Here is a 26,182-nt window from a genome sequence, read left to right on the forward strand (position 1 = left end):
GAGGACGTGTTCTCGATCTCCGGCCGTGGTACGGTTGTGACCGGCCGCGTCGAGACGGGCATCATCAAGGTTGGTGAAGAAGTCGAGATCGTCGGTATCCGCGACACGCAGAAGACGACCGTTACGGGCGTCGAGATGTTCCGCAAGCTGCTCGACCAGGGCCAGGCTGGCGACAACATTGGTGCACTGATCCGCGGCATCGACCGTGAGGGCGTTGAGCGTGGCCAGGTTCTCTGTAAGCCAGGCTCGATCACCCCGCACACCACGTTTGAGGCAGAAGCCTACATCCTGACCAAGGAAGAGGGTGGCCGTCACACGCCATTCTTCACCAACTACCGTCCACAGTTCTACTTCCGTACGACGGACGTGACGGGTGTTGTGAAGCTTCCAGCGGACAAGGAAATGGTCCTTCCGGGCGACAACGTGAAAATGGAAGTCGAGCTCATCGCGCCGATCGCCATGGACCAGGGTCTTCGCTTCGCGATCCGCGAAGGCGGCCGCACCGTCGGTGCTGGCGTCGTCTCAAGCGTCTCCAAGTAAGACCTTTCAGCCTCTCAACAGGCCGAAAAGCAGACAAGAGGGCCGTCTCGTAAGAGGCGGCCCTTTTTTTCGTTGCTGATCAAGGCAGCTTTTGCCAACACGGGAGCATGCCAAAGCGTATCGATTTCATGATTGCCGGCGTTCAGAAGGGCGGCACCACATCGCTTGATGCCTATCTTCGTCAGCATCCGGGTATATCCATGGCGAAGAAGAAGGAGGTTCACTTCTTCGACAAGCGCCCGCCGACGCACATCCCTTTCATCGATTACGCAGTCTATCACCGCCAGTTTGAGTGGTCGCGGCAGGCAGAGGGCGCAAAGCTGGGAGAAGCGACGCCCATCCTCACCTGGTGGACTGGCTCACTCGAGCGGCTCTGGCGTTATAACCCTGACATCAAGCTGATCACCCTCCTGCGCGACCCTGTCGAGCGGGCCTGGTCACATTTTCGCATGGATAAGCGTCTGCAGCGTGAGGGCGCGAATTTCTCTGACGCGATCCGCACTGAGCGCGAGCGGGCACGCCGCAGCCTGCCGAAACAGGACCGCGAGCGCAGTCAGCTGGCACGCGGTTACTATGCCCATCAGGTTCGTAACCTTCAGCGGCTCTTCCGAGATGACCAGCTTCTCTTCCTGCGCAGCGAATACCTCTCCAAGTCTCCACAGGAGACGCTGGACAAGGTGACGGACTTCCTTGGCGTTGACCGCTTCGCTTTTGAACCAGAACCGCGCCACAATAGCGCCAGCGATAGTGAGAGCCTGTCTCCCGCCGACAGGGCGTTTCTTGAGGAGGCCTATAAATTCGATGCGCAGGAGACGCGCAGGCTGCTCGGTTGGGACAAGTGGCCGTGGAGCGTCTGAGGCCTTTTGCAGGACAGCCCATCTGGGCTGTTGCAACTCATCGCCTGATCAGGCATTACACCGCTTCGCCTGAGCGGGTATAGCTCAGCTGGTAGAGCGGCGGTCTCCAAAACCGCAGGTCCTGGGTTCAAGTCCTAGTGCCCGTGCCAGGCGGATTTCCAGCATGCTTCAGTGGCCCTTTGAAGGATTGTCACGTTGCCAATGACCCCACTCTCCTTATTCTCAATTAGATGACCGCGTCGCTTCGACTCCTTGGCCTGTGTCTGCTTGCTCTCTTCGTGAGCGCTGGCCTGGTTGGTTGCGCTGTCTTCTCGACAGGCGCGGCGGCACAGGCGGCGCCGAGCACCGCCACGGCGCCTATCGAGCATCATCAGCATGGCCATGCACTCCATATGGAGGCTGATGAGCCGCCCCCGGCGCACGATCATGGCAGTGAGGATTGCGATGGCTGTGCCCGCTCACTGCTGAACCGCATATCGATTGCGCCAGAGCTGATGCCGGTATTGGAAAAGCTTCCAGCAACTGTCTTCATCATTCCGGCCGCATTGAAGTTCGACGCGCAGAAGAACATCCCCGAACGGGCCTCGTGGCCGCCCGGGGATGAACCCCCGATTCGCCTGAATACGCTCACACACCAGAAAATCAGCCTTCTCATCTGATCCTTGCGGGACTGACGTGGCGCCTCCGTACAGCGCTGCGATTTTTCCGTTCAAGATCAAGATGAAAGACTGGTTTTACAATGTTCAATAGACGATCATTTCTGGGCGCCGCACTTGGCTCCGGCGCCGCACTTGGCTCCGGCGCTGCAATTGGCAGTGCCAGCCTGTTTCCGGCCTGGGCGCGCAGCGCGGCACACGGCAATACCGGCATCACCACGCTGACGGGCAACAAGTTTGACCTCGATATCCGCGAATTCGCCGTAAACCTCGGTGGAAAGATGGGGCACGCGGTCGGTGTGAATGGAACGCTGCCGGCGCCGCTTATCCGTTTTCGCGAAGGTGAAGAAGTGACTCTGAACGTCACCAATCGCCTGAAGGCCGACACGAGCATCCACTGGCATGGCCTGCTCGTTCCCTTCCATATGGACGGCGTGCCCGGCGTCTCCTTCCCGGGTATCAAGCCGGGCGAGACCTTCCAGTACAAGTTCGCCGTCCCGCAGTCGGGGACGTATTGGTATCATTCCCATTCCGGCCTTCAGGAACAGCAGGGCCACTATGGTCCGCTGGTCATCGACCCAGCCGGCGCCGACCCCGTCACTTCGGACCGCGAATATGTCATGGTTCTTTCGGACTGGAGTTTCGAGCATCCCCACCGGATCTTCGAAAAGCTGAAAGCCTCGGCTGAGACCTATAATTTCAATCAGCGCACGGTTGGTGATTTTGTCGAGGACGCAGACGAAGAAGGCTTTGGCGAAGCTCTGTCGGACCGCGCCATGTGGGGCAGCATGCGGATGAGCCCGCGCGATATCGCTGACGTCACCGGCGCGACCTATACTTATCTCATCAATGGCCATTCCACGTTCGACAACTGGAACGGGGTTTTCGAGCCCGGTGAGCGGGTTCGCCTCCGCATTATCAATGCGTCTGCCATGTCGATCTTCAATGTCCGACTGCCAGGCCTGCCGATGACGGTGGTCGCGGCAGATGGCCTGAACGTGAGGCCCATCGAGACGGATGAGTTCCAGATCGGCGTCGCCGAGACCTATGATGTCATCATCGAGCCGCAGGACGCCAGGGCCTATGCTTTCGTTGCCGAATCAATCGACCGGTCTGGCCAGGCAGTTGCGACCTTCGGTCCGCGTGCTGGCATGCGAGCAGAAGCGCCAGCGCTGCGCGCCGTGCCGACACTCACCATGAAAGACATGGCTATGGACCATGGCAGCCATGGTGGCCATTCCATGTCGGACAAGACGTCCGGGCAAGATGAGGAAGCCGCCATGTCGCATGAGGGACACGATATGGGCGGCATGAGCCACAAAGGGCACGAGATGCCCGAGATGGATCATTCTGGTCACGACATGTCCGGGATGGATCATTCGGGGCACGATATGTCGGCCACGAATGGCGACATGCAGACCCATAATCACCCAGACGGGCCGGGCGTCGCCGGTCTGGCCATGATGCCTGTCAGCCGTCTAGACGAGCCCGGAATCGGCCTTGATGATGTCGACCACCGGGTCCTCACCTATGCGGACCTGCGCTCGCTGGAGCCGAATTATGATACAAGGCCGCCAGAACGCGAACTCCAGATCCACCTCACGTCAAACATGCACCGCTATATGTGGTCGTTCAACGGTGTGAAATTCTCAGAGGTAACCGAGTCCATCCGGCTCAATGAGGGTGAACGGGTTCGCTTCATGCTCGTCAACGACACGATGATGCCGCACCCGATCCACCTGCATGGCATGTTCTTCGAGCTGGAGAACGGTGCCGGAAACCATCGTCCGCGCAAGCATACCGTTATCGTGAAGCCTGGAGAAAAGGTCGGTTTTGACGTCTCGTCAGAGCATGTGGGCGACTGGGCGTTTCACTGTCACCTCCTGTTCCACATGCATGCCGGAATGATGAATGTGGTGTCTGTCATTCCAAAGGCTGGCGGCGCGGCCGCCGCGCCGGCGGAGAGCCATCAGGGTCACGAAGGCCATGACGGAATGGATCATGGAGATACGAAACAGAGCGGTATGGACCATGGAAATATGGACCACGGGGCCATGAACCATGAGGGCATGGATCATGGGAGCATGAAGCAGGACGGCCAGTCGGGCATGTCCCATGAAGGCCATGACATGGGTCAGCACAAGGGCCATGGAGGCCACCAATGAGACAGTCGATGATCAATCGCGCCGCCCTGGTATCAGCTGTCCTGCTGTGCGTTGCGCCCGTTGCGATATCGCAGGAAGACCGCGAACCATGGAGCCAGGCAGATGAGATCTGGGGCGAGGCTGAAATGGCTGAAGCCCGCGATCAGGTGCTGGCGAGCCATGGCGACCTTCGCACCACCTATCTCCAGGCAGAGCGTTTCGAGCTTCAAGCCTTCGATGATGAGGATGTCCTGCTGCTTGATGGCAATGCCTGGATTGGCGGGGACGTAAACAAGCTCTGGTTCAAGACGGAGCTCGAATACCTGCCTGATGAAGGGGAGCTTGAAGAGGCAGAGGTACAGGCGCTCTGGTCGCGTGCAATCTCGCCTTACTTCGATCTTCAGCTCGGTGTCAGGCAGGACTTTGAACCAAGGGGGCGAACGCACGCCGTTGCAGGCGTCCAGGGCCTTGCGCCCTATCTGTTCGAAGTCGACGCTGCGGCCTTCCTCTCTGCGGACGGCGACCTCACCTCGCGCGTAGAGACAGAATATGAGCTTTTGCTGACCCAGCGCCTCATCCTGCAGCCGCGGGCCGAGATTGAGCTTTCGGCGCAGGACATTCCTGAGCTTGAGACAGGCTCTGGTCTGGTTTCTCTGAGCGCAGGGCTTCGCCTTCGCTATGAGATCAGGCGGGAGTTCGCCCCCTATATCGGTGTCGAATACCAGCGCAGCTTTGGCCGAACGGCGAATTTCATCGAAGCGGCTGGCGGCGAAACGGATGCGACCGCTCTGCTGGTCGGTATTCGCGCCTGGTATTAGGGCGGGCCGCATATTGACCATGCGGCCGGGGTTCACATTGGACCTCTCAGAGCGCATGTTGGTGCCAGAAAATGAGGCCGCTCTTCTTGGGGCGGCCTCTAGAAATTCCAAAGGGAGCCGCATCGATCATGAGCCAGGACGTGTCCAATCATCCCGTGCCAGAGGCCTTTGCCAAGCAGGCCAATCTGACGCCTGAGAAATATGCCGAAATGTACGAGGCTTCCATCAAGGACCCGGACGGTTTCTGGGCCGAGCATGGCAAGCGCATCGAATGGATGAAGCCGTTTACGCAGGTGAAAGACGTCTCCTGGGACAAGGATGACCTTCATGTCCGCTGGTTCGCTGATGGTACACTGAACGTCACAGAAAGCTGCCTTGATCGCCAGCTTGAAACGCGCGGCGCCAAGCCGGCCATTATCTGGGAAGGCGATGAGCCAGATGACAGCCATACGCTGACCTATCGCCAGCTTTACCATGCGGTCTGCCGCTTCTCGAATGTGCTCAAGGAAATGGGCGTCAAAAAGGGTGACCGCGTCACGCTTTACATGCCGATGATCCCGGAAGCGTCCATGGCGATGCTCGCCTGCGCGCGGATCGGGGCGATCCACTCTGTCGTTTTCGGCGGCTTTTCGCCGGAGGCGCTGGCGGGCCGCATCGTCGATTGCCAATCGGAGTTTGTGATTACCGCCGACGAAGGCGTGCGCGGCGGCCGGAAGGTCCCGCTCAAGGAGAATACCGACCGGGCCTGCGACCTCGCAAAGGGCATGGTCAAGAAGGTGCTGGTCGTCGAGCGCACAGGCGTGGGCGTCGAGATGAAGGATGGCAGGGATGTCTGGCTTCATGAGGTCGGCGCCGAGGTAGACGATACCTGCGCGCCAGAGCCGATGAATGCCGAGGACCCGCTTTTTATCCTCTACACGTCTGGCTCAACCGGCAAGCCGAAGGGCGTGCTGCATACGTGTGGCGGCTATCTCGTCTGGGCATCGATGACGCATGAATATGTCTTCGACCTCAAGGAAGATGACGTTTTCTGGTGCTCGGCTGATGTCGGCTGGGTCACCGGGCACACCTATATTGTCTATGGCCCGCTCGCGAATGGCGCGACGTCTCTCATGTTCGAAGGCGTGCCGACCTATCCGTCGCCCTCGCGTTTCTGGGAAGTTTGCGACAAGCATGGCGTGACCATCTTCTACACCGCGCCAACCGCCATCCGCGCGCTGATGCGTGAAGGCGATGGGCCGGTAAAGGCGACCGACCGCTCGACGCTGCGTCTGCTGGGCACCGTGGGAGAGCCGATCAATCCGGAAGCCTGGGAATGGTATTTCCGGACCGTCGGCGACAGCCGCTGCCCGATCGTCGACACATGGTGGCAGACGGAGACAGGCGGCACGATGATTGTCCCGCTGCCGGGCACGACGAAGATGAAGTCGGGGGCAGGGTCGCACCCCTTCTTCGGGGTCGTCCCCAAGCTGGTTGATGCCGAAGGCGAAGTGCTTGAGGGCGCGACGCAGGGCAACCTCATCATCACAGGCAGCTGGCCGGGCCAGATGCGGACTGTCTACGGTGATCATGAGCGGTTCGTCGACACGTATTTCTCGGCCTATCCGGGCAACTACTTTACCGGCGATGGCTGTCGGCGCGACGAGGACGGCTTCTACTGGATTACTGGCCGCGTAGATGACGTCATCAACGTTTCCGGCCACCGTATGGGCACCGCCGAGGTGGAAAGCGCGCTTGTGTCCCATGATGCAGTTGCAGAGGCCGCGGTCGTTGGCTATCCGCACGATATCAAGGGGCAGGGCATCTATGCCTATGTCACCACCGTTCAGGGTGTTGAGCCAAGCGATGAGCTCAAAGACCTTCTCCAGAAGCATGTTCGATCAGAAATCGGCCCTATTGCTTGCCCTGACCTTATCCAGTTTGCACCAGGCTTGCCGAAGACACGGTCGGGCAAGATCATGCGGCGGATCTTGAGAAAAATAGCCGAGGATAGTTACGACAGTCTGGGCGATACCTCGACGCTGGCAGAGCCCGAAGTGGTCGATGAGCTGATCGATGGGCGCCAGAATAAAGCCTAGGTAAAGCTGACAGGCAGGGTCAGAAAAGGCGCGGGACGAAAGTCTCGCGCCTTGTTTCATTTGGGCATGCCGAAAGCGCCAGAGACCTGGCAGTCATTTCGATCAGACTAGCGGAAGACTGCCAGCGATGCGGTCTGCGGCTGTGCAGGTTCTTGCTGGACCTGCTTGTCTGCAGGCTCTGCCGTAAGGCCAAGCCAGCTAATCAGGATGGCGACAAAGAAGTCGCGCAGCGTAACAAGAAGCGTGATCATGATTTTTCCCTACCACCTCGAAGTTTTCACAATACCGTTTTTGGCCATCATTTGCAATCGCAACTGTCGATACTGGCGAGGTGATTCCCGTTTAACCATAGGATAAGGGATGGCATGCAAGATAATCGGCCAAGCCCTCCAACAGAACTGGACGCCTCCCTATGGCCGACATGCCTATCGACATAGATCATCTCCTGTCCATGACGGGGGGGGATGCCGATCTGGCGGATGAGGTTATCGGCATCTTCCAGCAACAGGCTCAGATATGGTCGCGTATGCTCGACCCGAGGGCTGAGGCATCGCAATGGGCGGACGCAGCGCACACGCTGAAAGGCGCAGCGCTCAGCATCGGCGCCAGCGACCTGGCTGCAGCCTGTGATGCCGCAGAGCAGGTGGGCCGGAACACGCCGCCAAGTCCGGCTGGTGCGGCGCTTGTTCTGAATGATGTGAAGGATCAGCTTTCCCGCGCGCTAGAGGCGTGCAGCCGGGTATCTCATGCCTTGTCGAGACCTGGCTTGAGGGCATCGAAAGCCTCAAACTCATAGGCGATGCAACGATCGATCAGCGTCCGCCAGACAGGCTCCGCGATCGCTGGCGAAAGGCCCTGGCGCTCTGATTCGGCAAGAACCTTGGTCACCACGTCCTCAATGCGAGCGCGATCATGGACAATGGATCGCGATCCCTTGATGCGTGCTGCAGCGTTCATGAAGGACTGGCGTTCCTGAAGCAGACCGACAAGAATCCGGTCCAGCCGGTCGATTTCGTATCGGACGTGCGCCATGCTTTCAGCCGTTTCGGCCGTGTGCCGACGCTCATTGCCAGTGGAACTCTCGCTCATCTGCCCATCAATCCCGTTTGTCTGTGAGGCGGGTTAGACGGCTCAATCCCGACGATCAAGCGGGCGGACACAGGCCCACCCGCTTGAAATTGGTATCGGACTTGACCTGTCTAGTGCTCGATCATCATGGGCCCGCGGGCCTGGATCGGAGCATTCTGCATCATGCTGCCTTGTTCGATCAGCATCTGCACGCGCTCATCGTCGAGAATTGCGCTGAGGCGGGCGAGGGTCTGCAGATCGGTCGCTGAGGCCTCGCTCATCGGGCCAAGACCGGGGATGCCGCCCTGCGGGATTGGATAGAATTTCACGCGCGTTGCGGTGTCTTCGTCGATCTCTGCAAGCTCACGAGCCTTTGCGATCGCGTCCATCAGACCGCCGATTTCATCGACGAGACCGACGTCGAGAGCGTCAGCGCCGGACCAGACGCGTCCGCGGGCAATGTCGTCGACTTCCTGCACGCTCATGCCGCGACCTTCAGCAACGAGGCCAATGAAACGGTCATAGCCTCGTTCAAGCCAGGCTGTCAGCATGGTGCGTTGCTCGTCTGTGAAGCCATCAAGCGTCGACAGGGCGCCAGCGAACGGCCCGCCAACCGAAACGGTCTCGGCGTTGACGCCAATCTGGCGAAGGCCCTCTGCTACGGCGAGCTTACCGCCGAAGATACCGATCGAACCAGTGATGGTCGAGCGGCTTGCCATGATCCAGTCAGCGCCGGTCGAGACATAGTACCCGCCCGATGCCGCGACTGAGCCCATGGATACGACGATCGGCTTTTCCGTTTCTCGCTGGATGGTCTCGACGGCGTTCCAGATCTGGTCAGAGGCGGTTGGCGAGCCACCGGGGCTGTCGACCCGGAACACAATTGCGGAGACATCGTCATCGCGACCCGCTTCGAGAATCGCGTTTGCAATCATGTCGGACGCAAAGGCGGACCCCGCATTGATAAGATCGCCGGAAGCGCCGCCCGTCACGATTGGGCCTTCGCCGCCAACGACGGCGATCATCTTTGAGCCAAGTGGTGCGGAAGAGGGCGTATATTCCAGGATTTCGAGAAGTTGTGCGTTTTCGCCAGCGCGTTCCTTTGCGGCCGCTATGGCGTCTTCAGGCCAGCCAAGCCTGTCGGCGATACCCGCATCGATCATGGCCTGTGGGCTGAGCGGACCGGAGGTCAGTGCGTTGCGAAGATCTGCCAGTTCAATCCCGCGGTCCGTTGCGATGTCCTCGAGAGAAACGGTCCAGAGCGAATCGGCGAGCGCAGTCATCGCTTCGCGGTGAGGCTCGGTATACCCGGTCTGCTTGTAGATGTTGGGTGCGTTCTTGTATTCGTAGAACTGTTCGATCTCCGCGGTGACGTTCAGGCGGTCCAGAAGATCCTTGAAGAACAGGGTTTCAAACACGACGCCGCCTGGAAGGTAGTCACCGCCTGGCTGAACCCAGATTTCATCGGCAGCGGCGACCGCGCGAAGCGCTGACGGGCCACCCGCATATGTACCCTGAGATGAGACGACGACGAATTTGCCAGCTTCGCGAAGCCGTAGAATCGAATCGCGAAGCTCTTCAGCGCGCGCAGACCCGACGGAGTACTCGCTCGCACGAATAAGGATGCCTTTAACGTTTTCATCTGTTCGCGCGGCGTCCAGACGTGTGAGGACGTTTACGAATCCCTTCTGGCCGAATATGGCGCCGAGGCCTTGCGTGGCCGGCTGATCGGACAGCTCATCGCGCAGGTCTAGCGTTAGAACCGTGTTGCCCGATGCGCTTCCATCACTCTGGAATGAGGACAGCTGGGAATTGACGAAGCCGCCAATCATTGCGGCCGCCAGAAAGGCCAGCAGAACTGCACCGAGAATAGTGCCTATGATGGCGCCGCCGAAGGCTGTGAAAAAAGTCTTCACGATAAATAGTCTCCAAACCCGTTCTTATCGGTTAACGATATGAGCCATATCGAATAAAAGTAAAGGGCAGATGTGGATGGTATATTTGATTGGCTCGATCGCACCGCGAGAGCTGCATGGTCGGAACAGGAGGATTCGAACCTCCGACCCCCGCCTCCCGAAGACGGTGCTCTACCAGGCTGAGCTATGTTCCGACGTCAGAGCGCGCCGCTATATATGAGCGCAGAAATGCTGACAAGAAGGGCCACCTGCGTGCGCTGCCATCGGTTCCACTGTCATTGCCTGAAGAGGGGTGTTGCAACCGTCATACAGTTTGAGTATGACCCGGCCTTCCTGAGATGTTGGGGTATCGCCAAGTGGTAAGGCATCGGTTTTTGGTATCGACATTCCCAGGTTCGAATCCTGGTACCCCAGCCACTCTCTTCCTTTGATGGTGACCGTTTTGCGCTTGCACAATGAGTGGGCGCTCAAACGCCTCTCAGGTGACCTTCCAGACCAAAATTACGCCCAACGGGCGCAAAACGCGTCTCGCACCTACTGCGATACGGGATTGTGCTTGCGATTTGATCCACTTAGCGTTTTAACGGCAAGCAAGACCCATTGATCCACACCAGACGTGTTGCTACCGTCCGGTTCACATGGCGCTTGAATACCGACGGTATTGCCGGATCAAGTCGAGAACAGAAGAGTGCGACAGAGCGCTCCGCAAAACTGGGGAGGTGCCGGGTGTCTCAAGGATGTCCGCCTCCGAACTGCCGGGACGTGTGTGTTTCCGGATTGAGCATAGAGTAGCGGCCCACCGTTCAGGGGGTGCAGGCCGTTTCGGAATTTCACCGTGCAGCTTCGTTCTGCACGACCATTCGGAGAGTGAGAGGCAAACCTCATGAAAGAAGTACTGACACCGGCGCGGGGTGTTATCGCGGCGGCTCTTATTGCCGGGCTGGCAATGCCAGCAGTGGCGCAAAGCCAATTGCGCCAGGCGCTTGAGACCGGCGAACAGGCAACCCGCAGAGCCGAGCAGGTGCAGGAGCAGATCAATCAGCTTGATGATCAGCGTTCTGACCTGGTGAGCGAATTCCGCACGCTTCTCCAGCGCACCCAGGCAGCGCAGCTTTATGCGCGCCAGCAAGAGAAAGTTGTAGAGAGCCAGCGTCGTGAGCTTGAGTCGCTTACGGAGCAGCTTGGCCGCGTTGACGAGATCACCGCGCAAACCACGCCAATGCTTCTCGACATGATTTCAGACCTTGAGGCCTTCGTTCAGGCGGACCTTCCGTTCCGCACCGAAGACCGCATGGAGCGTATTGCGAACCTTCGCGCAGCGATGGAAAACGCTCAGGTCCCGATCGTCGAGCAGTACCGCCTGATCATCGAGGCTTACAAATCCGAGATGGAATACGGCCGCACGATCGACACCTGGCCGGAAGAAATCGACATCAACGGCAATTCCGTGATGGTCGACATGTTCCTCTATGGCCGCGTCGCTCTCGTCTACATGTCACCTGACCGTCGCTATGCAGCCCGCTGGGACCGCAACGAAGAGCAGTGGGTGCCGGTTGAGAGCCGCTTCAAGGAAGACATCGCCACCGCGATCAAGGTCGCCAAGGGCACCACGACGCCGAGCGTTCTGTACGCGCCGGCTTCCAAGCTCGATGTCGAAATTTAAGCGCAACCGATCCAGAGGAATATGAGATGAAAAACTTCAAGAAGTCTCTGCAGACCCTTGGCGCGGCAGCGCTTGTTGCAGGATCTGCATTTGCAATCACCGCACCTGCCGTGGCGCAAAACAGCAATGTCTCGCTGAGCGACATTCTGCGCCGCGTTCAGCAGGATTCCCAACAGATGTCGGCTGAAGATCAGCGCCGTCTGCAGGAATTCCGCCAGGAGACGGCTGAACAGCAGTCGCGCATGTCCGAAGCCCGTTCGCAGCTTCAGGCTGCCGAAGCTCGCGGCCGCACCCTTTCGGCAGAGTTCGACGAAAATGAGCGTCAGCTTTCCGAGCTATCCGCTGAACTTGAGACCCAGGCCGGCGATTTCGGCGAACTCCTCGGCCAGTTCCGCACCGCTGCTGGCGAGACGATGCCGATCATCAAGGAGTCGCTCTCAAACTATGAGTATAGCGGCCGCGCTGAGAAGCTCGCTGAAGTTTCCGAAGCCCGTTCGCTTCCGACCCGCGAAGATCTGGACGCCCTTCCAAAAGCCATGCTTCAGGAAATGATCGCCCAGTCTGAGGTCAAGACCTTCACCACGTCCGTCGCTGGCGCTGGCCCGGAAGGCGAAGTCGCAGATATCGAACTGATGCGTGTCGGTATCTTCACCGCTGCCACCACCGATGATGTCCGCTTCGTTGAGGTCATCACCGAGGGCACGGATGAGCCATATCTTCGCGTTCTTAAGGCCCAGCCAGGCGGCAGCTTCGCTTCTGCGATGCGCAGCCTGATCAACTCTGAGCCAGGTGAGACCGTCATTACGCCAATCGACCCGTCCAAGGGTGACCTGTTCGCAGTTGCTGGCGAAATGCCGACCCTCGAGCAGCGTATCCAGCAGGGTGGTCCAGTTGGTGCCGTGATCCTGTTCCTTCTCGCAGTTGGTGCAGTGTTCGCACTCTTCAAGATCGTTACGCTCTTCCTCATGGGTTCCGCGATGCGCCGCACCGCGAAGACCCGCAAGGCAGGCACCGGCAACCCGCTGGCCCGCGTCTTCGAAGCTTATGAGAAGAACAAGCATCAGGACCTTGAGTCCCTTGAGCTTAAGCTCGACGAACAGATCCTCCGCGAATCGCCGAAAATCGAGCGTTTCAACGACGTCGTTAAGGTTCTCGCCGCTGTTGCACCGCTTCTCGGCCTTCTCGGTACGGTTATCGGTATGATCATCACCTTTACCGCCATCACCAACTTCGGTGCCGGCGATCCTAAGCTGATGGCAGGCGGTATCTCGGTTGCTCTCATGACGACGGTTCTTGGTCTTGTCGCAGCTATTCCGCTGCTTCTGCTCCACGCCATCGCGTCTTCCATGGCACGTGGCAACCAGCAGATCCTCGATGAGCAAGCCGCAGGCCTCGTTGCTGAGCGTGCAGAGTCCAACACGGTGACGGCCTAACAGCCGTCACCTCCTTCGGGAGGTACCCTTATGGGACTAGGACTTAACCAGCTTGAAGAATTCCTGGCGCGTGGCGGGCCCGTCCTGCTCGTCATCATGGTGGCGACATTCATCATGTGGGCGCTTATTCTGGAACGGCTGTTCTATTTCCGCCTGGCCCACAAGTCGGTCGCTAAAGAAGCGATCGACGAGTGGAACGCCCGGTCGGATCGTAAATCGGTGCTGGCGCACTGGGTTCGCGACAAGCTGATCTCGGAAGTCCGGATGAAAGCTGAAGCGAATGTGCAGATGACCAAGGCAATGGTGGCGCTCGCCCCGCTGCTCGGTCTTCTGGGCACGGTGACCGGTATGGTCGCAGTGTTCGACGTCATGGCAATCACCGATGGTGCCGATGCTAAATCCATGTCTGGCGGTGTGTCGCGCGCGACCATTCCGACCATGGCAGGGATGGTCGCATCCATCTCCGGTATCCTGTTCACCTCAGGCATGGACCGTAAGGTCAGTCGCCTGGTGCAGGGTGTGGAAGACGAAATGGAGATTGCATAATGCGAGGCAGACAATCGAAACAGGCCGATGAGGCAAGCGTCGATCTAACGCCGATGCTGGATGTGGTTTTCATCCTTCTCATCTTCTTCATCGTGACATCGACATTCATCCAGGAAGAGGCTCTTGGCCTCGAGCCACCGCCGCCGCCTTCCCAGGCGGAAAGCAATCCGGATGATACGGCCATCCTCGTTTATGTTGGTGAGGACAACCTCATTACCGTGAACGGCCGTCTGACGGATATTGGCGGTGTTCGGGCGAACATGGAGCGTCTGCGGGCAGAAAACCCTGAAAGCGCGCTGATCATCCAGGCTCACCCTCGGGCACGCACCGGCACGATCGTCAAGATCCGTGACGAGGCATACAATGCCCAGATGAGCCGGGTGAACATCGTTCAGAGTGAAGGTTAGGAGACCGGAATATGGCACGTAGAAAACGTATTTTGGCGTCCGATTCGTCCGCTGAAGACGATGTCAACCTCACGCCCATGCTCGACGTGGTGTTCATCCTTCTCATCTTCTTCATTGTGACCGCCCAGTTCATCAAGGAACCGGGTGTCGACATCAGCAGGACCGACGTGGAAAATGCCGAGAGGCAGAACCCGCTCGGCATCCTGATCGCAATCGACGAAGAGAGCGATATCTACATCGACAAGGAAGTGGTGACGCTGCAGGAAGTTGGTTTCCGTATTCGCGAGCTTCGCGAAGATAATCCGAAGGGACGCCTCGTCGTCCAGGCGGACGAGGATTCCGACGCAGGTGTTCTGATTTCCCTGATGGAGATCATCTATAACGAAGATGGTTTGACCGCTGTGCCGGTTTCCGTCGAGAAGGAGTAGGAGAAACACATGTTTTCCAATCCAATCATTCGCTTGATCATTGGTATTCCTCTCGCGGCGATCGTGGTGTTTGCGCTCTTCACGTTCATGTACAAGATGATCAACCAGGACTACGAGCAGCCCGAAAATGTCGAGCAGCGTGTTCTGGAGCGTATCACGCCAGCAGACGACAGCCAGGAGGTGCGGACACGCGCTCGGAACAAGCCGCAACGGCTCGATTCCGCAGACAAGCCGCCTCCACCGCCAAAGATGTCGGCATCTCGTTCTGACATTGATCTGCCGACGCCGAACATCCAGGGCGCTGCGCCAACGGAACTCAATGTTGACCGTCTCGACTCGCTTGCGATCGACCCGGTTGCCATTTCGGACCGTGACGCACAGCCGATCCGTCCGCCGGTGCCGACCTATCCTCAGCGTGCAGCTGAACGTGGGATCGAAGGCACCTGCGACGTCCGCTTCGATGTGGACACGCGTGGTCGCCCGTACAATGTGTCGGCGACTTGCAGCGACAGCGTCTTCAGACGTGAAGCCGAACGTGCTGTCCAGCGCGTCGAGTTTGCGCCGAAGATCGTCCGTGGTCAGCCTGCAGAGCGCCGCAACGTGGTCTATCCGCTGGAATTCCGTCTCGACGGTTGATTCCGCTCGGAAACTCAAATCAGAAAAGCCCGGCTGTGATGGCCGGGCTTTCTTACATTCTGGTTGCCCGGCAGACGCGAGTCTATCGATGTCGCACCCCCTGCACGCGAAGGCCGGAATGTTTTTGCCCGAATCTAGATACGGCAACGAATTGAGTGTGCTGGCTGGCTGCTGAAGCGTTGACGTGGCGGGGCTGAGCAAGCATATCTTATGACAAAGCGAAGTGACGCTAACTGCCGATAAAACAGATATATCGCCGGCGGATCAATTTCAGGCAGATGCACGTTGAGCCTGCAGGCGACGTGCATGAGAGAGTTTCCGCCGCAATCGGCGAAAAGGAGTGAGACACCATGGGAATCAAGACCGTTCTTAAGAGTGCTGTCATCGTTGGCGCGATGTGCGCCATGGGCGCTGGCGCTGCGATGGCGCAGTCCGCCAATTGCGAGGCCACCGAATTCAGCTCGACCACAGGTGAGCTTTACCTCAAGGCCGAGACCGAGCTTCTTCAGAACAAGAATGCTCAGGCTGCACTTGGTGTCCTCAGCCAGCTGCGTAATCAGGAACTGAACTGCTATGAGCAGGGCGCTGTGCTGAAGCTTGGCGCTGCGATCAAGATCGAGGCAGGCGACTATGCTGGCGCTGTTCGCGATCTCGAAGCTGCAATCAACCAGGGTTACATCCCGGCCAGCGAGCGCAAGACCACCTATTACAACATCTTCCAGATCTATCTCAGCCAGAACAACCTGGATAAGGCGCTGGAATACTCCCAGAAATGGGTTCAGGCAGGCGGGTCTCCGGACCGCGATGCCAAGTGGCAGCTGGCCGTCGTCAACCAGAAGCTCAACCGGAACCAGGAAGCGCTCCGCTGGGCCGAGCAGGTCTTCCGCGAAGACGGCCCGAATGCAGAGCGCCAGGTCTATGACTTCCTGATCTATCTCTATGACGAGACGGGCCAGCGCGCCAAAAAGGCCGAACTCCTCGAGACCCTTCTTGCGCGTAACCCGAATGAGCGCCGTCTCTGGGACGCCATCGCGGGTGACTATTTCGCCGGTGAGCAGGAGCGTAAGGCCTTTGAAGTCCAGAAAGCCATGTATCTTGGCGGTATCCTCACCAAAGAGGACGAGATCATGCGGATTGTGAACTTCTACAACCGCTTCAATGCGCCGTATCAGGCAGCTCAGGTCCTCGAGAAGGAAATGAATGCCGGCCGTGTATCCAAGACCTATGAGCGCATGGAACTGCTCGCCAACCTCTATCAGGTAGCCCGTGAGTTTGACCGCGCCATTCCGGTCATCGAAGAAGCGGCCCGCATGAACAATAGCGGCGCCATGTATGAGCGTCTTGGTCGCTCATATGCTGAGCTCCAGCAGTGGGCAAAGGCAGAAGAGGCACTGGTCCGTGCGATCAACACCGGCGGTGTGCAGGATCGTGGTCTCGCCTGGGTCCTGATTGGTCAGTCCCGCTATGAGCGCGACGACCGTGCCGGTGCGCGCGAAGCCTTCTCCAACGCCAATAATCGTGGTGGCCGCGGTTGGCTCGCCTTCATGCGCTCTGAAGAGCAGACCGAGGTCGCCCTTGTCCGCTTCGAGGCGCAAAGCCTTGTTCAGGATACCGAAAACGAGAAGCGTCGCTGTGAGCAGCTTGCCGTTCTGGGTGAAGGCAATGCGCCAGAAGCCTGTGCGACGGTCGATGAGCGTCTTGCTGAAGCCCGCGAAGAATTCCAGCGGATCAGCGGCAGCTAAGCTGCGCTTGAAACTCCAAAACGATGACCCCGGCACCTGAGAAGGCGCCGGGGTTTTTCTTTGGCTCTTACGGGAAAGCTTGAACCTCGCCGGTAAATGGTTTCAGTTGCAACCAATCAATTCAAAGGACATCTCTGATGAGCAAGCCCGACAAACATTATCGCAAACGCAAGATTGGCGAACACACGCTGAAGCCTGAATCCCTGGTCATGGGCTACGGCTTCGATCCGGCCATGTCGGAAAACTCGATCAAGCCGCCGATTTTCATGACATCGACGTTCGCCTTCAAATCGGCCCGCGATGGCGAAGCCCTGTTCCGCCAGCTGGCTGGCAAGCGCCTCGCCGACGACCCGGAAGAAGCTGATCTCATCTATACGCGCTTCAACAATCCGAACATGGAAGTGCTGGAGGATCGCCTCACTCTTTATGATGCAGGCGAAATGGCGCTCGTCTTCTCGTCAGGTATGGGCGCGATCACGACGGCGCTCCTGGCCTGTGCCGGGGCAGGGACCACGATCCTGCACTCCAGCCCGCTTTATGGCGGTACCGAAGTGTTCATGCGCAGCTTCATGCCGGACTTTGGCGTCACGCCGTTCGAGATGGATGCCTGGGCCAGCGAAGAGAAGATTCTCGAACGCGCACGTGAGGCCGCCAGGACCGGCCCGCTGAGCGTCATCTTCACTGAATCACCTGCCAACCCAACCAATGCGCTGGTCGATATCGCGGCCTGTAAGCGTGTGGCAGACACGATCGAGAAGGAAACGGGCCATCGCCCGATCATCATGTGCGACAACACCATGATGGGCCCGATCGGCCACCTTCCGATCAAACATGGTGCTGACATCGCGCTCTATTCGCTCACCAAATATATCGGCGGTCACTCTGACCTTGTCGGCGGTGCAGCGATCGGCAGCGAAGCGGTGATCGCCAAGATCCGCCGGGTTCGTAACTATCTCGGCACGACGCTCGATGCGCATACTTGCTGGCTGCTCACCCGCTCGCTGGAGACGGTTCGCATGCGTATGGAGAAGGCATTCGACAATGCCCGCATCTGCGCCGAATTCCTGCGCGACCACCCAAAAATTGGCAAGGTCATGTATCCGGCCTTCCTCGAAGAAGGCGACCCGCAACGCAAGGTGTTCGACGAACAGTGCGAGGCCGCCGGTTCAACCTTCTCCTTCGACGTCAAAGGCGGCAAGGAAGCGGCGTTCCGGCTGCTCGACAATCTCCAGCTGGTAAAGCTCGCCGTCAGTCTTGGGGGTACCGAAAGCCTGATGTGTCATCCAGGTTCGACGACCCATTCAGGTGTGGATGAAGAGATCCGCAAACGGATTGGTTTCACCGATGGCCTTGTGCGTTTCTCGGTGGGCGTCGAGGCGCCAGAAGATCTCCTGGTCGACCTCGAACAGGCCCTGGAAAAGGTCTAGGCGCCCCTAGCCGCCGAAAGCGTAAACCAGCGATGCGCGCGTGACCGTATCCGTCGCCTCAAAACCGGGCGGCGGGTTCGTGTCATGGCGCACGTCGAAGGAAAAGCGCGCCGAGAAAGTATCAGTCAGCGCTGCCGTCAGCGCAGTGACATTTAAGAACTGCGTCGACTCGCTCGCATAAATAACGTCGGTATTGTTTGAGAGGCTCACCGCATCGTTGAATTTCTGTGAGAACTCCGAACGCCCGACCACGGAGGCTGATTGTTCAGTCGAAGCCGGGACGACGACAGGCACGCCATTGCGGATCGTTGTGGTCGCCTGGACTTCGTCAATCTTGATGCCGGGCCCGCCCTGAACGTCCCAGCTCGTCGAGTCGGTCTCGATAAGCTGATAGCCAAGACCGCCGCCCACGAAGAGACGGGAGTCGAAGCCGGAAAACTCGTCCTTCTCATAGGACGTGCGGCCGAAGGCAAAGAGCTTGTCGCCGAGTTGCCGGTCGACCTGCCCGGAGAGGAAGATGCGGTTGCGCGTCTCGACTAAGTCGGTTTCGCCATATTCGACGTTCGCTTCGCCGCTATAGGTCCAGAGGCCACGCTCGCGGTTCAATTTCACGCCGAGACCCAGATCGGCCGTTTCGGTGTTGCCGGTGGTGTATCCCGCCGAAAAGGAACCTTCGCCCGTCCAGCCTTCGTCTGCCGCAGCCGCTGGGGTAAAACCAAGTCCGGCAAGGGCGGTGAACGCAAAAAATCGTCTCACAGTCTAGTCTCCTGAGCTTCGCCAGCGGTCCTCCTAAAGCGTGACGGACTGAATGTTAACCGTCAGCTCCATCTCGCGCCGAATAGCCGCAAAAGCTGCCAGAGACGGGCTTGCAGTTCGTCACGTCCCATGAAACCAAGAAGTATGACTGATCTAGGCAAGAAAAATTCAGAAGACGAAGCCGTCTGCGAACGAGTTGCGGCGGCCGAAGATGAAATGGCGTCTCGCATGCTCGACTGGGCTTCGATAAATACCGGCAGCTGGAATGCTGACGGATTGAAAACGCTGGCGCCCAAGCTGGCAGACGCGTTCTCAGCGCTCGACGCTGATGTGAAGCTGGATACATCCCAGCCTTTTGAAAAGATCGATGAAAAGGGAGAAGCCGTCGATTTCGAGACCGGCCCAATCCTCCGCGTCAAATCTCGCCCCGACGCGCCCGTGCAGGTGGTGATGAGCGGTCATTATGACACCGTCTTCCCGCCGGGCACCTTCACCGAGATCGAGGATCTGGGTGAAGGACGCAAGAACGGCCCCGGTCTCGCCGATATGAAGGGCGGGCTCTCTGTCATGCTAGGTGCCCTGCAGGCGTTTGAGGCGGGACCGCTGAAAGACAGGCTCGGCTACCAGATCGTGATCTCTCCAGATGAAGAGATCGGCAATTTCGCTAGTGCTGGCGCCCTGAAAGAAGCTGCCTCCTCCGGCGCGCTTGTTGGCATGACCTACGAGCCATGCATGGAAACAGGCGCCATGTCGGGCGGTCGCAAGGGGTCTGCCGTTTTTGACATCGTCCTGCACGGGCGCTCGGCGCATGCTGGCCGGTCCAAGGAAGACGGCCGCAGCGCGCTCGAAGCAGCAGCGCATGCGGTGGTTGATCTCGAAGCGCTCAATGGGCGGCGTGAAGGCGTGTCCTTCAATGTCGGCGCGATCGATGGCGGCGGCGCCGTCAATATCGTGCCGGACCTAGCCATCATCCGCTTTGGCGCGCGTGCACCCGATGCTGATGCCGCCCAGTGGGCGACCTGGGAAGTAGAGCGGATCTTCCGGGAGGCGACGGCCCGCGACGGCATTACCGGTCATCTGCATGGCGGTTTCTACCGTCCTCCAAAGCCGCGCAACGACGCGCAGCAGGCCCTGTTCGACGCCGTCGCACAGACCGGCTCTGCGCTCGGGCTTGAGCTGACCTTTGAGGACACAGGCGGCGTCTGCGAAGGCAATAATATCTTCGCGGCTGGCGTGCCTAATGTCGATACGCTCGGCGTCATGGGTGGGCGCATCCATTCAAGCGAGGAATATGTCGTGATGTCGAGCCTGGTCGAACGGGCGCAGCTTTCGGCGCTCCTCCTCAACCGGTTTGCTGATGGCCGTATTGATGCGGCGAAGATAAAGGCGCTGATGGAATGACCGCCCCCTATGTCATGCGGCCAGCGCGGAGGGACGATTTCGACGCGCTGATGACGCTGGCGGAAGAATCGGGCCCCGGCTTTACAAGCCTGCCGGTGCATGAAGGCATCATCCGCGAACGACTGGAAAAGTCCGAAAAGTCGTTTGCGGGCGACCTCGATCAGCCACAATACGGCAAGTATCTCATGATGATGGTCAATCATGAGACCGGCGAGATTGGTGGCTGCAGCGCGGTTAAAGCAGGCACCGGTATCGACCAGCCTTTCTTCAACTATCGCGTCATCACGCTCGCGCAGGCGAGCCAGGCGGCGGATCGCCGCCATGATATGGACGCGCTGATCCTGACGAACGAATTTGTCGGCTTTACCGAAGTCGGAACGCTGTTCCTTCGGTCCGCCCATCGCGGCGGCGGGGCAGGGCGTCTTGCCGCGCAGTCCCGCTACCTTCTCATGGCCTCCCATCCGGAACGCTTTGGCGACATGGTGCTGGCAGAGCTGCGCGGTGTGGTCGACGCGAAGGGTGAAACCCCGTTCTGGGATGCCATCGGTCAGCACTTCTTCCGGATGAGCTTCAAGGAGGCAGACATCCTGTCTGCCGTCTCGGACAATCAGTTCATTCTGGACCTGATGCCGAAATACCCGATCTATGTGGACCTGTTGCCGCCGGAGGCCCGTGAGGTGATCGGGCGCTGCCATGCCGATGGTGTGGGCGCTCTCAAGCTGCTTGAATGGGAAGGCTTCAGGTTTGAGCGGACAGTCGACATTTTTGACGGTGGTCCACTGGTTGCAGCGCCCCGCAAGCTGATCCGCACGATCCGCGAGAGCCGCATCGTGACCCTCATCGAAGGTGAGGCGAGCGGTGAGAGCGGTATTGTATCCAATGACCACTTCAACGATATCCGGGTGAGCCTCATTGAAGGGGAAAGTCGCGGCGACAATGAGTTCGTGACATCAAAGGCGGTTCTAGACCGCCTGAAGCTGCAATCAGGCAGCACAGCAAGACTTTGGCTAAGGAGCTAGGCAAGCGCTATGGCGAAAGGCACGTACATTAACGGCAAGTGGCACACCGGCGACGGGGACTGGTTCGAGAAAACCTCTCCGGCGACGGGCGAGACGAGCTGGGAAGGGCAGGCGGCGAGCGCTGCGCAAGTCAATGACGCGGTAGAGGCTGCGCACGCCGCAGGGCGCGACTGGCGTCATGTCCCGCAGGACACGCGCACGCGCATCCTCGAAGCCTATGCGGCAGAGGTCGAGAAGCGCACCGACGACATTTCCAAAGCCATCAGCGAAGACATGGGAAAGGCCCGCTGGGAATCGGTGGCGGAAGCCGGTGCCATGAAGAGCAAGATCGCGGTCTCCATTCACGCCCAGGTCGAACGCGCCGGTGGACGCAGCCAGGAAACAGCCTTTGGCGGCGCGCATCTGACCCACCGTCCACATGGTGTAATGGCGGTGTTCGGGCCGTTTAATTTTCCGGGCCACCTGCCAAATGGACACATCGTGCCAGCATTGCTCGCAGGCAATACCTGCGTGTTCAAACCATCCGAACTCGCGCCTTCCGTCGCAAAGATCATGATCGACTGCTTCGAGGCGGCCGGTCTGCCCGAGGGCGTGGTCAATGTCGTGAATGGTGGGCGGGACACCGGCGCCGCGCTTCTGGATGCTGACGTCAACGGTGTGCTGTTTACCGGCTCTGCCAAAACCGGCACCGCCTTCCATCGCCATTTCGCTGGCCGCCCGGATATCATTCTTGCGCTTGAAATGGGCGGCAATAATCCGCTCATCGTCTGGAACCCGGCAGACGCCGAAGCGGCTGGCGACATTGCGGCCCAGTCCGCTTTCCTGACGACCGGCCAGCGCTGTACCTGCGCACGCCGCGTCTATGTGCCAGACAATGCGTTCGGCAGGTCAGTGATTGACGCCATTGTCGAGCGGGCGCGGGGGCTCAAAATCGGTGCGTGGGACGAAGACGATATTTTCATGGGCCCACTGGTGTCCGAAGACGCTGCGCAGGCCGCGGTCGACTTCCAGACCATGCTTTCCAAGGCGGGCGGCAAGCCGCTACGCCGTCTCAAGCGCATGGACCGTGGCGGGGGTTTAGTGACGGCAGGCGTCATTGACGTCACCGATGCGAGCAACGTGCCCGATGAGGAGCTGTTCGGTCCACTCATCCAGATCCACCGTGTGAAGGACTTTGACGCGGCCATCGCTCACGCGAACGATACGCGGTTTGGCCTCTCTGGGGGCCTCGTCAGCGACGACGATGCGCTCTGGCTGCGTGCTCATAATGAGATGCGTGCAGGTATCCTGAACCGGAACCGGCCGACGGCTGGCGCATCCGGTAATATGCCATTCGGTGGACCGGGCCTGTCGGGCAACTTCCGTCCTGGCGCCTATTACGCTGCCGATTACTGCGCCTGGCCGCAGGCGAGCCAGACTGCCGACCAGGCTGCCCGCCTCAAGGCGCAAGGGTTTCCGGGCTAGCGTTTAGAACGGATTGAGCGAATAGCCGTCCCGCGCGAGCTTTGCGTGCGCAGTCATAGCCGATAGCGATAGTTCGACACCGGGGATGAGGTCGTCCTTGGATAGCCCACGCGCCGCCGCCGTCTGTCCGCATAGATAGATGGGCACGTCGGCCTGAAGCAGGGCAAAGACAAGGCGGAACGTGTCAGTTGCGTCTTCGGTTGGGCCTGGCTGGACGAGGTATTGAGCCGCGCCGCCATGAACCACGATGGCAGGCTTGATCGCGTCTCTGTCTACACCGGCGCGCGCATGCATGTTGAGGAAGCGGGCGACTGTCTCGAACTGGCGGTTTACCCCGCCGCGCTCTTCGGTATCGGCAATATCGAAAACGACCTTCAGTTTGATGTCTTCGGCAAGCGGGATCATGCCCTCTACTTGTGCGGACGGGCCAAATTCCTTGATCACCGGACCGGATACGAAAGCTTCAGGCAGTGTTTGCGCATGGGCGATCATGCCAGGAAGAAAAAGGGCAACGGCGGCGAGCGTTGGGGTCAGCTTCATGGTGGCGGTTCCTCTTGAAGGATAGATGTCAGCGATAATGCGCGCGGCAGGGACCCTGTGTCCATGAGCGGCTTCCATCATTCCGCCGGGCAGTGTATCCGGCCCTTATGAGCACAGCATACGAAGTCAATTTCGATGGCCTGATTGGCCCGAGCCACAATTATGGCGGCATGTCGGAGGGCAACCTTGCCAGCGCCCGCAATGAAGGCGACGTCTCCAATCCACGCGAAGCGGCGATCCAGGGCCTCGAGAAGATGCGTCTTCTGGTGCGCGCTGGCTTGAAGCAGGCCGTCCTGCCACCGCTGCCGCGTCCGAATTTTGACCTCCTCGTTTCCGCAGGTTTCACCGGCAGTGACGCCGATATTATTGAGGCAGCGGCCTGCACTCATCCGCAACTCCTCAAAGCCGCCTATAGCGCTTCGTCCATGTGGGCGGCGAATGCGGCGACCGTCTCGCCCTCCGCGGACGCGAGCGATGGACGCCTCCACCTGACCAGCGCGAACCTGTCAACCATGCTGCACCGCTCCATTGAGCATCCGGACACGACGGCGACGCTGATCTCCATCTTCGGTGACACCGACCGGTTCGGTATCCATGCCGCGCTGTCAGCCCACACCGACTTTGCCGACGAAGGCGCCGCCAATCATATCCGCCTCTGCGCCGATCATGGCGCGCCGGGCGTTGAGGTGTTCGTCTATGGCCGCGAGGCAGGCGAGAGCACCGTTGGCTTTCCTGCGCGTCAGACAAAGCTCGCCAGCGAAAGCATCGCCCGTGCGCACATGCTGCCGACAGAACGCAGCATCTTTGCCCGCCAGGCTCGCGCCGCCATTGATGCAGGCGCTTTTCACAATGACGTCGTGTGTGTCGGCTCTCTCGACACGCTGTTCTATCATGAACATGCCTTTGAAGCGACGGACGCCGTCCTCCATGCCATTCGCCAGGCAGGAGAGGGCGTGTTCGAGCTGAAGACTGTCATGGTGCCTGAGGCCGAGGTGCCGATCGGCGACGCGATCACATCCTACCTGTTCAACTCGCAGCTTCTGAAATGGCCGGGTGAGGACCGTCTCGTCCTTCTGGCGCCGCTGGAGACGCAGGAAACCAAATCGACGCGCGCCTTCTGCGAGAAGATGGTGGAGGGAAATGGCCCGATCGGACGGGTCCAGTATGTTGATGTGCGCCAGTCCATGCGCAATGGCGGCGGACCTGCCTGCCTGCGCCTGCGCGTCGTGATGACGGACGAAGAGCTTGCCGCCTGCAATCAGGGCGTCCTGCTGGACGAGGACAAGATCGACCAGCTGCAGGACATCGTCGCCAACACTTACCGCGACCGTCTAGTTGCCGCGGACCTTGCTGATCCTGCTTTCGCCATCGAGTGCCAGACGGCCCGCGAAGCGCTGCTCGATTGTCTTGGACTGTCAGAGCTCGCCTAGGGTACGCCCGGAAACGAGGTCACCATTTCAATCTCAATGTCGGGAAAGCTCTCGACATACTGGATGGTGAAGTCGGGAAAACTGTCGACCATCTGCCACTCGCCGCAATCGTCGGGAAAACTCTCGACCAGCTTGACCTTCAGGTCAGGGAAGCTGTCGACGATCTTGACCTTGATGTCCGGAAAGCTGCTGACGACCTGAACCTTGCCATTCAGTGGCGTGCCTTCGAACTGGCAGTCCGCGCCAACCACGTCCTCTGCGGCAGAGGCCAAGGCGCCAGTGGCCGCAAGGGCCAAAAGCGCCAGTGCGCGCCTCATTTGCTGCCATCCACCGGGGCGAGCCGCCCGCCGGCCTTTGCATAGGCCTGGCTGCCACGCGTAATCACAGCGTCATTGGCGACCACGTCTTCAGGCTTCAGTGCGAACTTCCCCTGCATCCGGTCATAGATGGGCGCGAAATCTGTCTTCACTGTGGCGTCGAAAAGCTGCTTATAGCTATCAATGACGAAATAGGTCTGCTGGAAATCGTCGATCCGGTAGTCGGTCTTCATCAGGCGTTCGAGGTCGAACCCGATCCGGTTGGGGGAGGGGTCTTCCAGCGCGAAGATGCTCTCGGTCTTCGAGGAGACGATGCCCGCGCCATAGATGCGCAGGCCTTCATCGGTCTGGATCAGGCCAAACTCCACCGTGTACCAGTAAAGCGCCGCTAGGTTTTTCAGGGCCGCAAAATCGAGGCTGCGAAGCCCGCCCTTGCCATAGGCCTCCATATAGTCGGCGAAGACCGGATTGGTCAGCATCGGCACATGCCCAAACACATCGTGGAAGACGTCCGGCTCTTGCAGGTAATCGAGTTCATTACGCTTGCGGATGAACTGGCCTGCCGGAAAGCGGCGATTGGCAAGATGGTCGAAGAAAACCTCATCCGGCACGAGTCCTGGCACAGCCACGACGCGCCAGCCTGTCAGGGATTCAAGCTCATCCGACATGGCTTCAAATTCGGGTATGCCGCCCTTGCCGAGGTCCAGCGCCTTCAGGCCTTCAAGGAATTCAGGCGCCGCCCGGCCCGGCAGCACGTCCATCTGCCGCTTGTACAGCAGGTCCCAGACAACATGCTCATCGGCCGTATAATCCGACCAGCCCTGATCAATGGTCCAGTCGTCTCTTGCGTTGGCGGGTTTTTCGGAATGGTTGCTCATGCAACTATTATAGCGCAC

General features: G+C 59.3%; 26 protein-coding genes and 3 tRNA genes. 21 read left to right on the forward strand and 8 right to left on the reverse strand.

Annotation, left to right across the window (positions count from 1 at the left end):
- From O4G74_RS11930 to acs, 7 genes are all read left to right on the forward strand, one after another.
- Nucleotides 1–540 (forward strand): EF-Tu/IF-2/RF-3 family GTPase (locus O4G74_RS11930; protein WP_269402836.1); only part of this gene is annotated, 540 nt, incomplete at its 5' end.
- A gap of 107 nt (nt 541–647) precedes the next feature.
- Nucleotides 648–1,397, forward strand: coding sequence for a sulfotransferase domain-containing protein (locus O4G74_RS11935; RefSeq protein WP_269402837.1), 750 nt, complete (start codon nt 648–650; stop codon nt 1,395–1,397).
- A gap of 73 nt (nt 1,398–1,470) precedes the next feature.
- Nucleotides 1,471–1,546: transfer RNA gene (locus O4G74_RS11940), tRNA-Trp, on the forward strand.
- Between the two features lie 81 nt (nt 1,547–1,627).
- Nucleotides 1,628–2,056: a hypothetical protein gene (locus tag O4G74_RS11945; RefSeq protein ID WP_269402838.1), complete on the forward strand. Its 429-nt coding sequence runs from the start codon at nt 1,628–1,630 to the stop codon at nt 2,054–2,056.
- Nucleotides 2,057–2,136: 80 nt separating this feature from the next.
- Nucleotides 2,137–4,218, forward strand: coding sequence for a copper resistance system multicopper oxidase (locus O4G74_RS11950; protein ID WP_269402839.1), 2,082 nt, complete (start codon nt 2,137–2,139; stop codon nt 4,216–4,218).
- On the forward strand, nt 4,215–5,015 hold the full coding sequence (locus O4G74_RS11955) for a copper resistance protein B (RefSeq protein ID WP_269402840.1): 801 nt from the start codon (nt 4,215–4,217) through the stop codon (nt 5,013–5,015). The genes O4G74_RS11950 and O4G74_RS11955 overlap by 4 nt, the downstream gene beginning before the upstream one ends.
- A 128-nt stretch (nt 5,016–5,143) precedes the next feature.
- Nucleotides 5,144–7,093, forward strand: a complete 1,950-nt coding sequence (gene acs, locus O4G74_RS11960; protein ID WP_269402841.1) for an acetate--CoA ligase — start codon at nt 5,144–5,146, stop codon at nt 7,091–7,093.
- A 107-nt stretch (nt 7,094–7,200) separates the two neighbouring features.
- Here the strand turns inward: acs and O4G74_RS11965 are convergent, their stop codons facing one another.
- Nucleotides 7,201–7,344: a hypothetical protein gene (locus O4G74_RS11965; RefSeq protein ID WP_269402842.1), complete on the reverse strand. Its 144-nt coding sequence runs from the start codon at nt 7,342–7,344 to the stop codon at nt 7,201–7,203.
- Nucleotides 7,345–7,505: 161 nt separating this feature from the next.
- Here O4G74_RS11965 and O4G74_RS11970 point away from each other — a divergent pair, with 161 nt between their 5' ends.
- On the forward strand, nt 7,506–7,889 hold the full coding sequence (locus O4G74_RS11970) for an Hpt domain-containing protein (protein WP_269402843.1): 384 nt from the start codon (nt 7,506–7,508) through the stop codon (nt 7,887–7,889).
- Here O4G74_RS11970 and O4G74_RS11975 read toward each other — a convergent pair.
- The 3 genes from O4G74_RS11975 to O4G74_RS11985 form a co-directional block, all read right to left on the reverse strand.
- A complete protein-coding gene (locus O4G74_RS11975; protein ID WP_269402844.1) occupies nt 7,838–8,182 on the reverse strand; it encodes a chorismate mutase in 345 nt (114 codons plus the stop codon). The two genes, O4G74_RS11970 and O4G74_RS11975, sit on opposite strands and share 52 nt — an antisense overlap.
- Before the next feature lie 110 nt (nt 8,183–8,292).
- Nucleotides 8,293–10,077 carry a signal peptide peptidase SppA gene (gene sppA / locus O4G74_RS11980; RefSeq protein ID WP_269402845.1) on the reverse strand — a complete coding sequence of 595 codons (1,785 nt, stop codon included), beginning with the start codon at nt 10,075–10,077 and terminating at the stop codon, nt 8,293–8,295.
- A 117-nt stretch (nt 10,078–10,194) separates the two neighbouring features.
- Nucleotides 10,195–10,271 (reverse strand) — tRNA-Pro (locus O4G74_RS11985).
- A 148-nt stretch (nt 10,272–10,419) separates the two neighbouring features.
- On the opposite strand from O4G74_RS11985, the gene O4G74_RS11990 reads away from it, so the two are divergent.
- From O4G74_RS11990 to O4G74_RS12030, 9 genes are all read left to right on the forward strand, one after another.
- Nucleotides 10,420–10,494, forward strand: a tRNA-Gln gene (locus O4G74_RS11990).
- A 466-nt stretch (nt 10,495–10,960) separates the two neighbouring features.
- On the forward strand, nt 10,961–11,740 hold the full coding sequence (locus O4G74_RS11995) for a DUF3450 domain-containing protein (RefSeq protein WP_269402846.1): 780 nt from the start codon (nt 10,961–10,963) through the stop codon (nt 11,738–11,740).
- Nucleotides 11,741–11,766: 26 nt separating this feature from the next.
- A complete protein-coding gene (locus O4G74_RS12000; protein WP_269402847.1) occupies nt 11,767–13,173 on the forward strand; it encodes a MotA/TolQ/ExbB proton channel family protein in 1,407 nt (468 codons plus the stop codon).
- 30 nt (nt 13,174–13,203) lie between these two features.
- Nucleotides 13,204–13,719: a MotA/TolQ/ExbB proton channel family protein gene (locus O4G74_RS12005; RefSeq protein ID WP_269402848.1), complete on the forward strand. Its 516-nt coding sequence runs from the start codon at nt 13,204–13,206 to the stop codon at nt 13,717–13,719.
- Nucleotides 13,719–14,126 (forward strand): ExbD/TolR family protein, encoded by a 408-nt coding sequence (locus O4G74_RS12010; protein ID WP_119380247.1) that lies wholly within the window; start codon nt 13,719–13,721, stop codon nt 14,124–14,126. Before O4G74_RS12005 ends, O4G74_RS12010 begins: the two co-directional genes overlap by 1 nt.
- Nucleotides 14,127–14,137: 11 nt before the next feature.
- Nucleotides 14,138–14,554 carry an ExbD/TolR family protein gene (locus tag O4G74_RS12015; RefSeq protein WP_269402849.1) on the forward strand — a complete coding sequence of 139 codons (417 nt, stop codon included), beginning with the start codon at nt 14,138–14,140 and terminating at the stop codon, nt 14,552–14,554.
- A 9-nt stretch (nt 14,555–14,563) separates the two neighbouring features.
- Entirely contained in the window at nt 14,564–15,190 is a 627-nt protein-coding gene (locus tag O4G74_RS12020; protein WP_269402850.1) for an energy transducer TonB, read from the forward strand.
- 350 nt (nt 15,191–15,540) lie between these two features.
- Entirely contained in the window at nt 15,541–16,932 is a 1,392-nt protein-coding gene (locus tag O4G74_RS12025) for a hypothetical protein (RefSeq protein ID WP_269402851.1), read from the forward strand.
- Between the two features lie 137 nt (nt 16,933–17,069).
- Nucleotides 17,070–18,359 (forward strand): cystathionine gamma-synthase family protein, encoded by a 1,290-nt coding sequence (locus tag O4G74_RS12030; protein ID WP_269402852.1) that lies wholly within the window; start codon nt 17,070–17,072, stop codon nt 18,357–18,359.
- Between the two features lie 6 nt (nt 18,360–18,365).
- On the opposite strand, the gene O4G74_RS12035 is transcribed toward O4G74_RS12030, so the two are convergent.
- The gene (locus O4G74_RS12035; protein ID WP_269402853.1) at nt 18,366–19,115 is read right to left on the reverse strand and encodes a DUF481 domain-containing protein; all 750 of its coding nucleotides are present in this window, start codon (nt 19,113–19,115) and stop codon (nt 18,366–18,368) included.
- Nucleotides 19,116–19,259: 144 nt separating this feature from the next.
- Here O4G74_RS12035 and O4G74_RS12040 point away from each other — a divergent pair, with 144 nt between their 5' ends.
- The 3 genes from O4G74_RS12040 to astD are packed head-to-tail and all read left to right on the forward strand — an operon-like array spanning nt 19,260 to nt 22,999.
- On the forward strand, nt 19,260–20,516 hold the full coding sequence (locus O4G74_RS12040; RefSeq protein WP_269402854.1) for a hydrolase: 1,257 nt from the start codon (nt 19,260–19,262) through the stop codon (nt 20,514–20,516).
- Nucleotides 20,513–21,535, forward strand: coding sequence for an arginine N-succinyltransferase (locus tag O4G74_RS12045; protein ID WP_269402855.1), 1,023 nt, complete (start codon nt 20,513–20,515; stop codon nt 21,533–21,535). Before O4G74_RS12040 ends, O4G74_RS12045 begins: the two co-directional genes overlap by 4 nt.
- Nucleotides 21,536–21,544: 9 nt before the next feature.
- On the forward strand, nt 21,545–22,999 hold the full coding sequence (gene astD / locus O4G74_RS12050; protein ID WP_269402856.1) for a succinylglutamate-semialdehyde dehydrogenase: 1,455 nt from the start codon (nt 21,545–21,547) through the stop codon (nt 22,997–22,999).
- 3 nt (nt 23,000–23,002) lie between these two features.
- Here astD and O4G74_RS12055 read toward each other — a convergent pair whose 3' ends face one another.
- On the reverse strand, nt 23,003–23,539 hold the full coding sequence (locus O4G74_RS12055) for a DsrE family protein (protein WP_269402857.1): 537 nt from the start codon (nt 23,537–23,539) through the stop codon (nt 23,003–23,005).
- A 107-nt stretch (nt 23,540–23,646) separates the two neighbouring features.
- On the opposite strand from O4G74_RS12055, the gene O4G74_RS12060 reads away from it, so the two are divergent.
- Nucleotides 23,647–24,969 (forward strand): N-succinylarginine dihydrolase, encoded by a 1,323-nt coding sequence (locus tag O4G74_RS12060; RefSeq protein WP_269402858.1) that lies wholly within the window; start codon nt 23,647–23,649, stop codon nt 24,967–24,969.
- Here O4G74_RS12060 and O4G74_RS12065 read toward each other — a convergent pair.
- Together O4G74_RS12065 and phhA are read right to left on the reverse strand one after the other, a co-directional pair.
- Nucleotides 24,966–25,286 (reverse strand): hypothetical protein, encoded by a 321-nt coding sequence (locus O4G74_RS12065; RefSeq protein ID WP_269402859.1) that lies wholly within the window; start codon nt 25,284–25,286, stop codon nt 24,966–24,968. The genes O4G74_RS12060 and O4G74_RS12065 overlap by 4 nt on opposite strands.
- Nucleotides 25,283–26,164, reverse strand: a complete 882-nt coding sequence (gene phhA / locus O4G74_RS12070) for a phenylalanine 4-monooxygenase (protein ID WP_269402860.1) — start codon at nt 26,162–26,164, stop codon at nt 25,283–25,285. The genes O4G74_RS12065 and phhA overlap by 4 nt, the downstream gene beginning before the upstream one ends.
- Nucleotides 26,165–26,182 lie beyond the last annotated feature (18 nt).

It is taken from the genome of Henriciella marina, assembly GCF_027213945.1.
Classification (GTDB): Bacteria; Pseudomonadota; Alphaproteobacteria; order Caulobacterales; family Hyphomonadaceae; genus Henriciella; species Henriciella marina_A.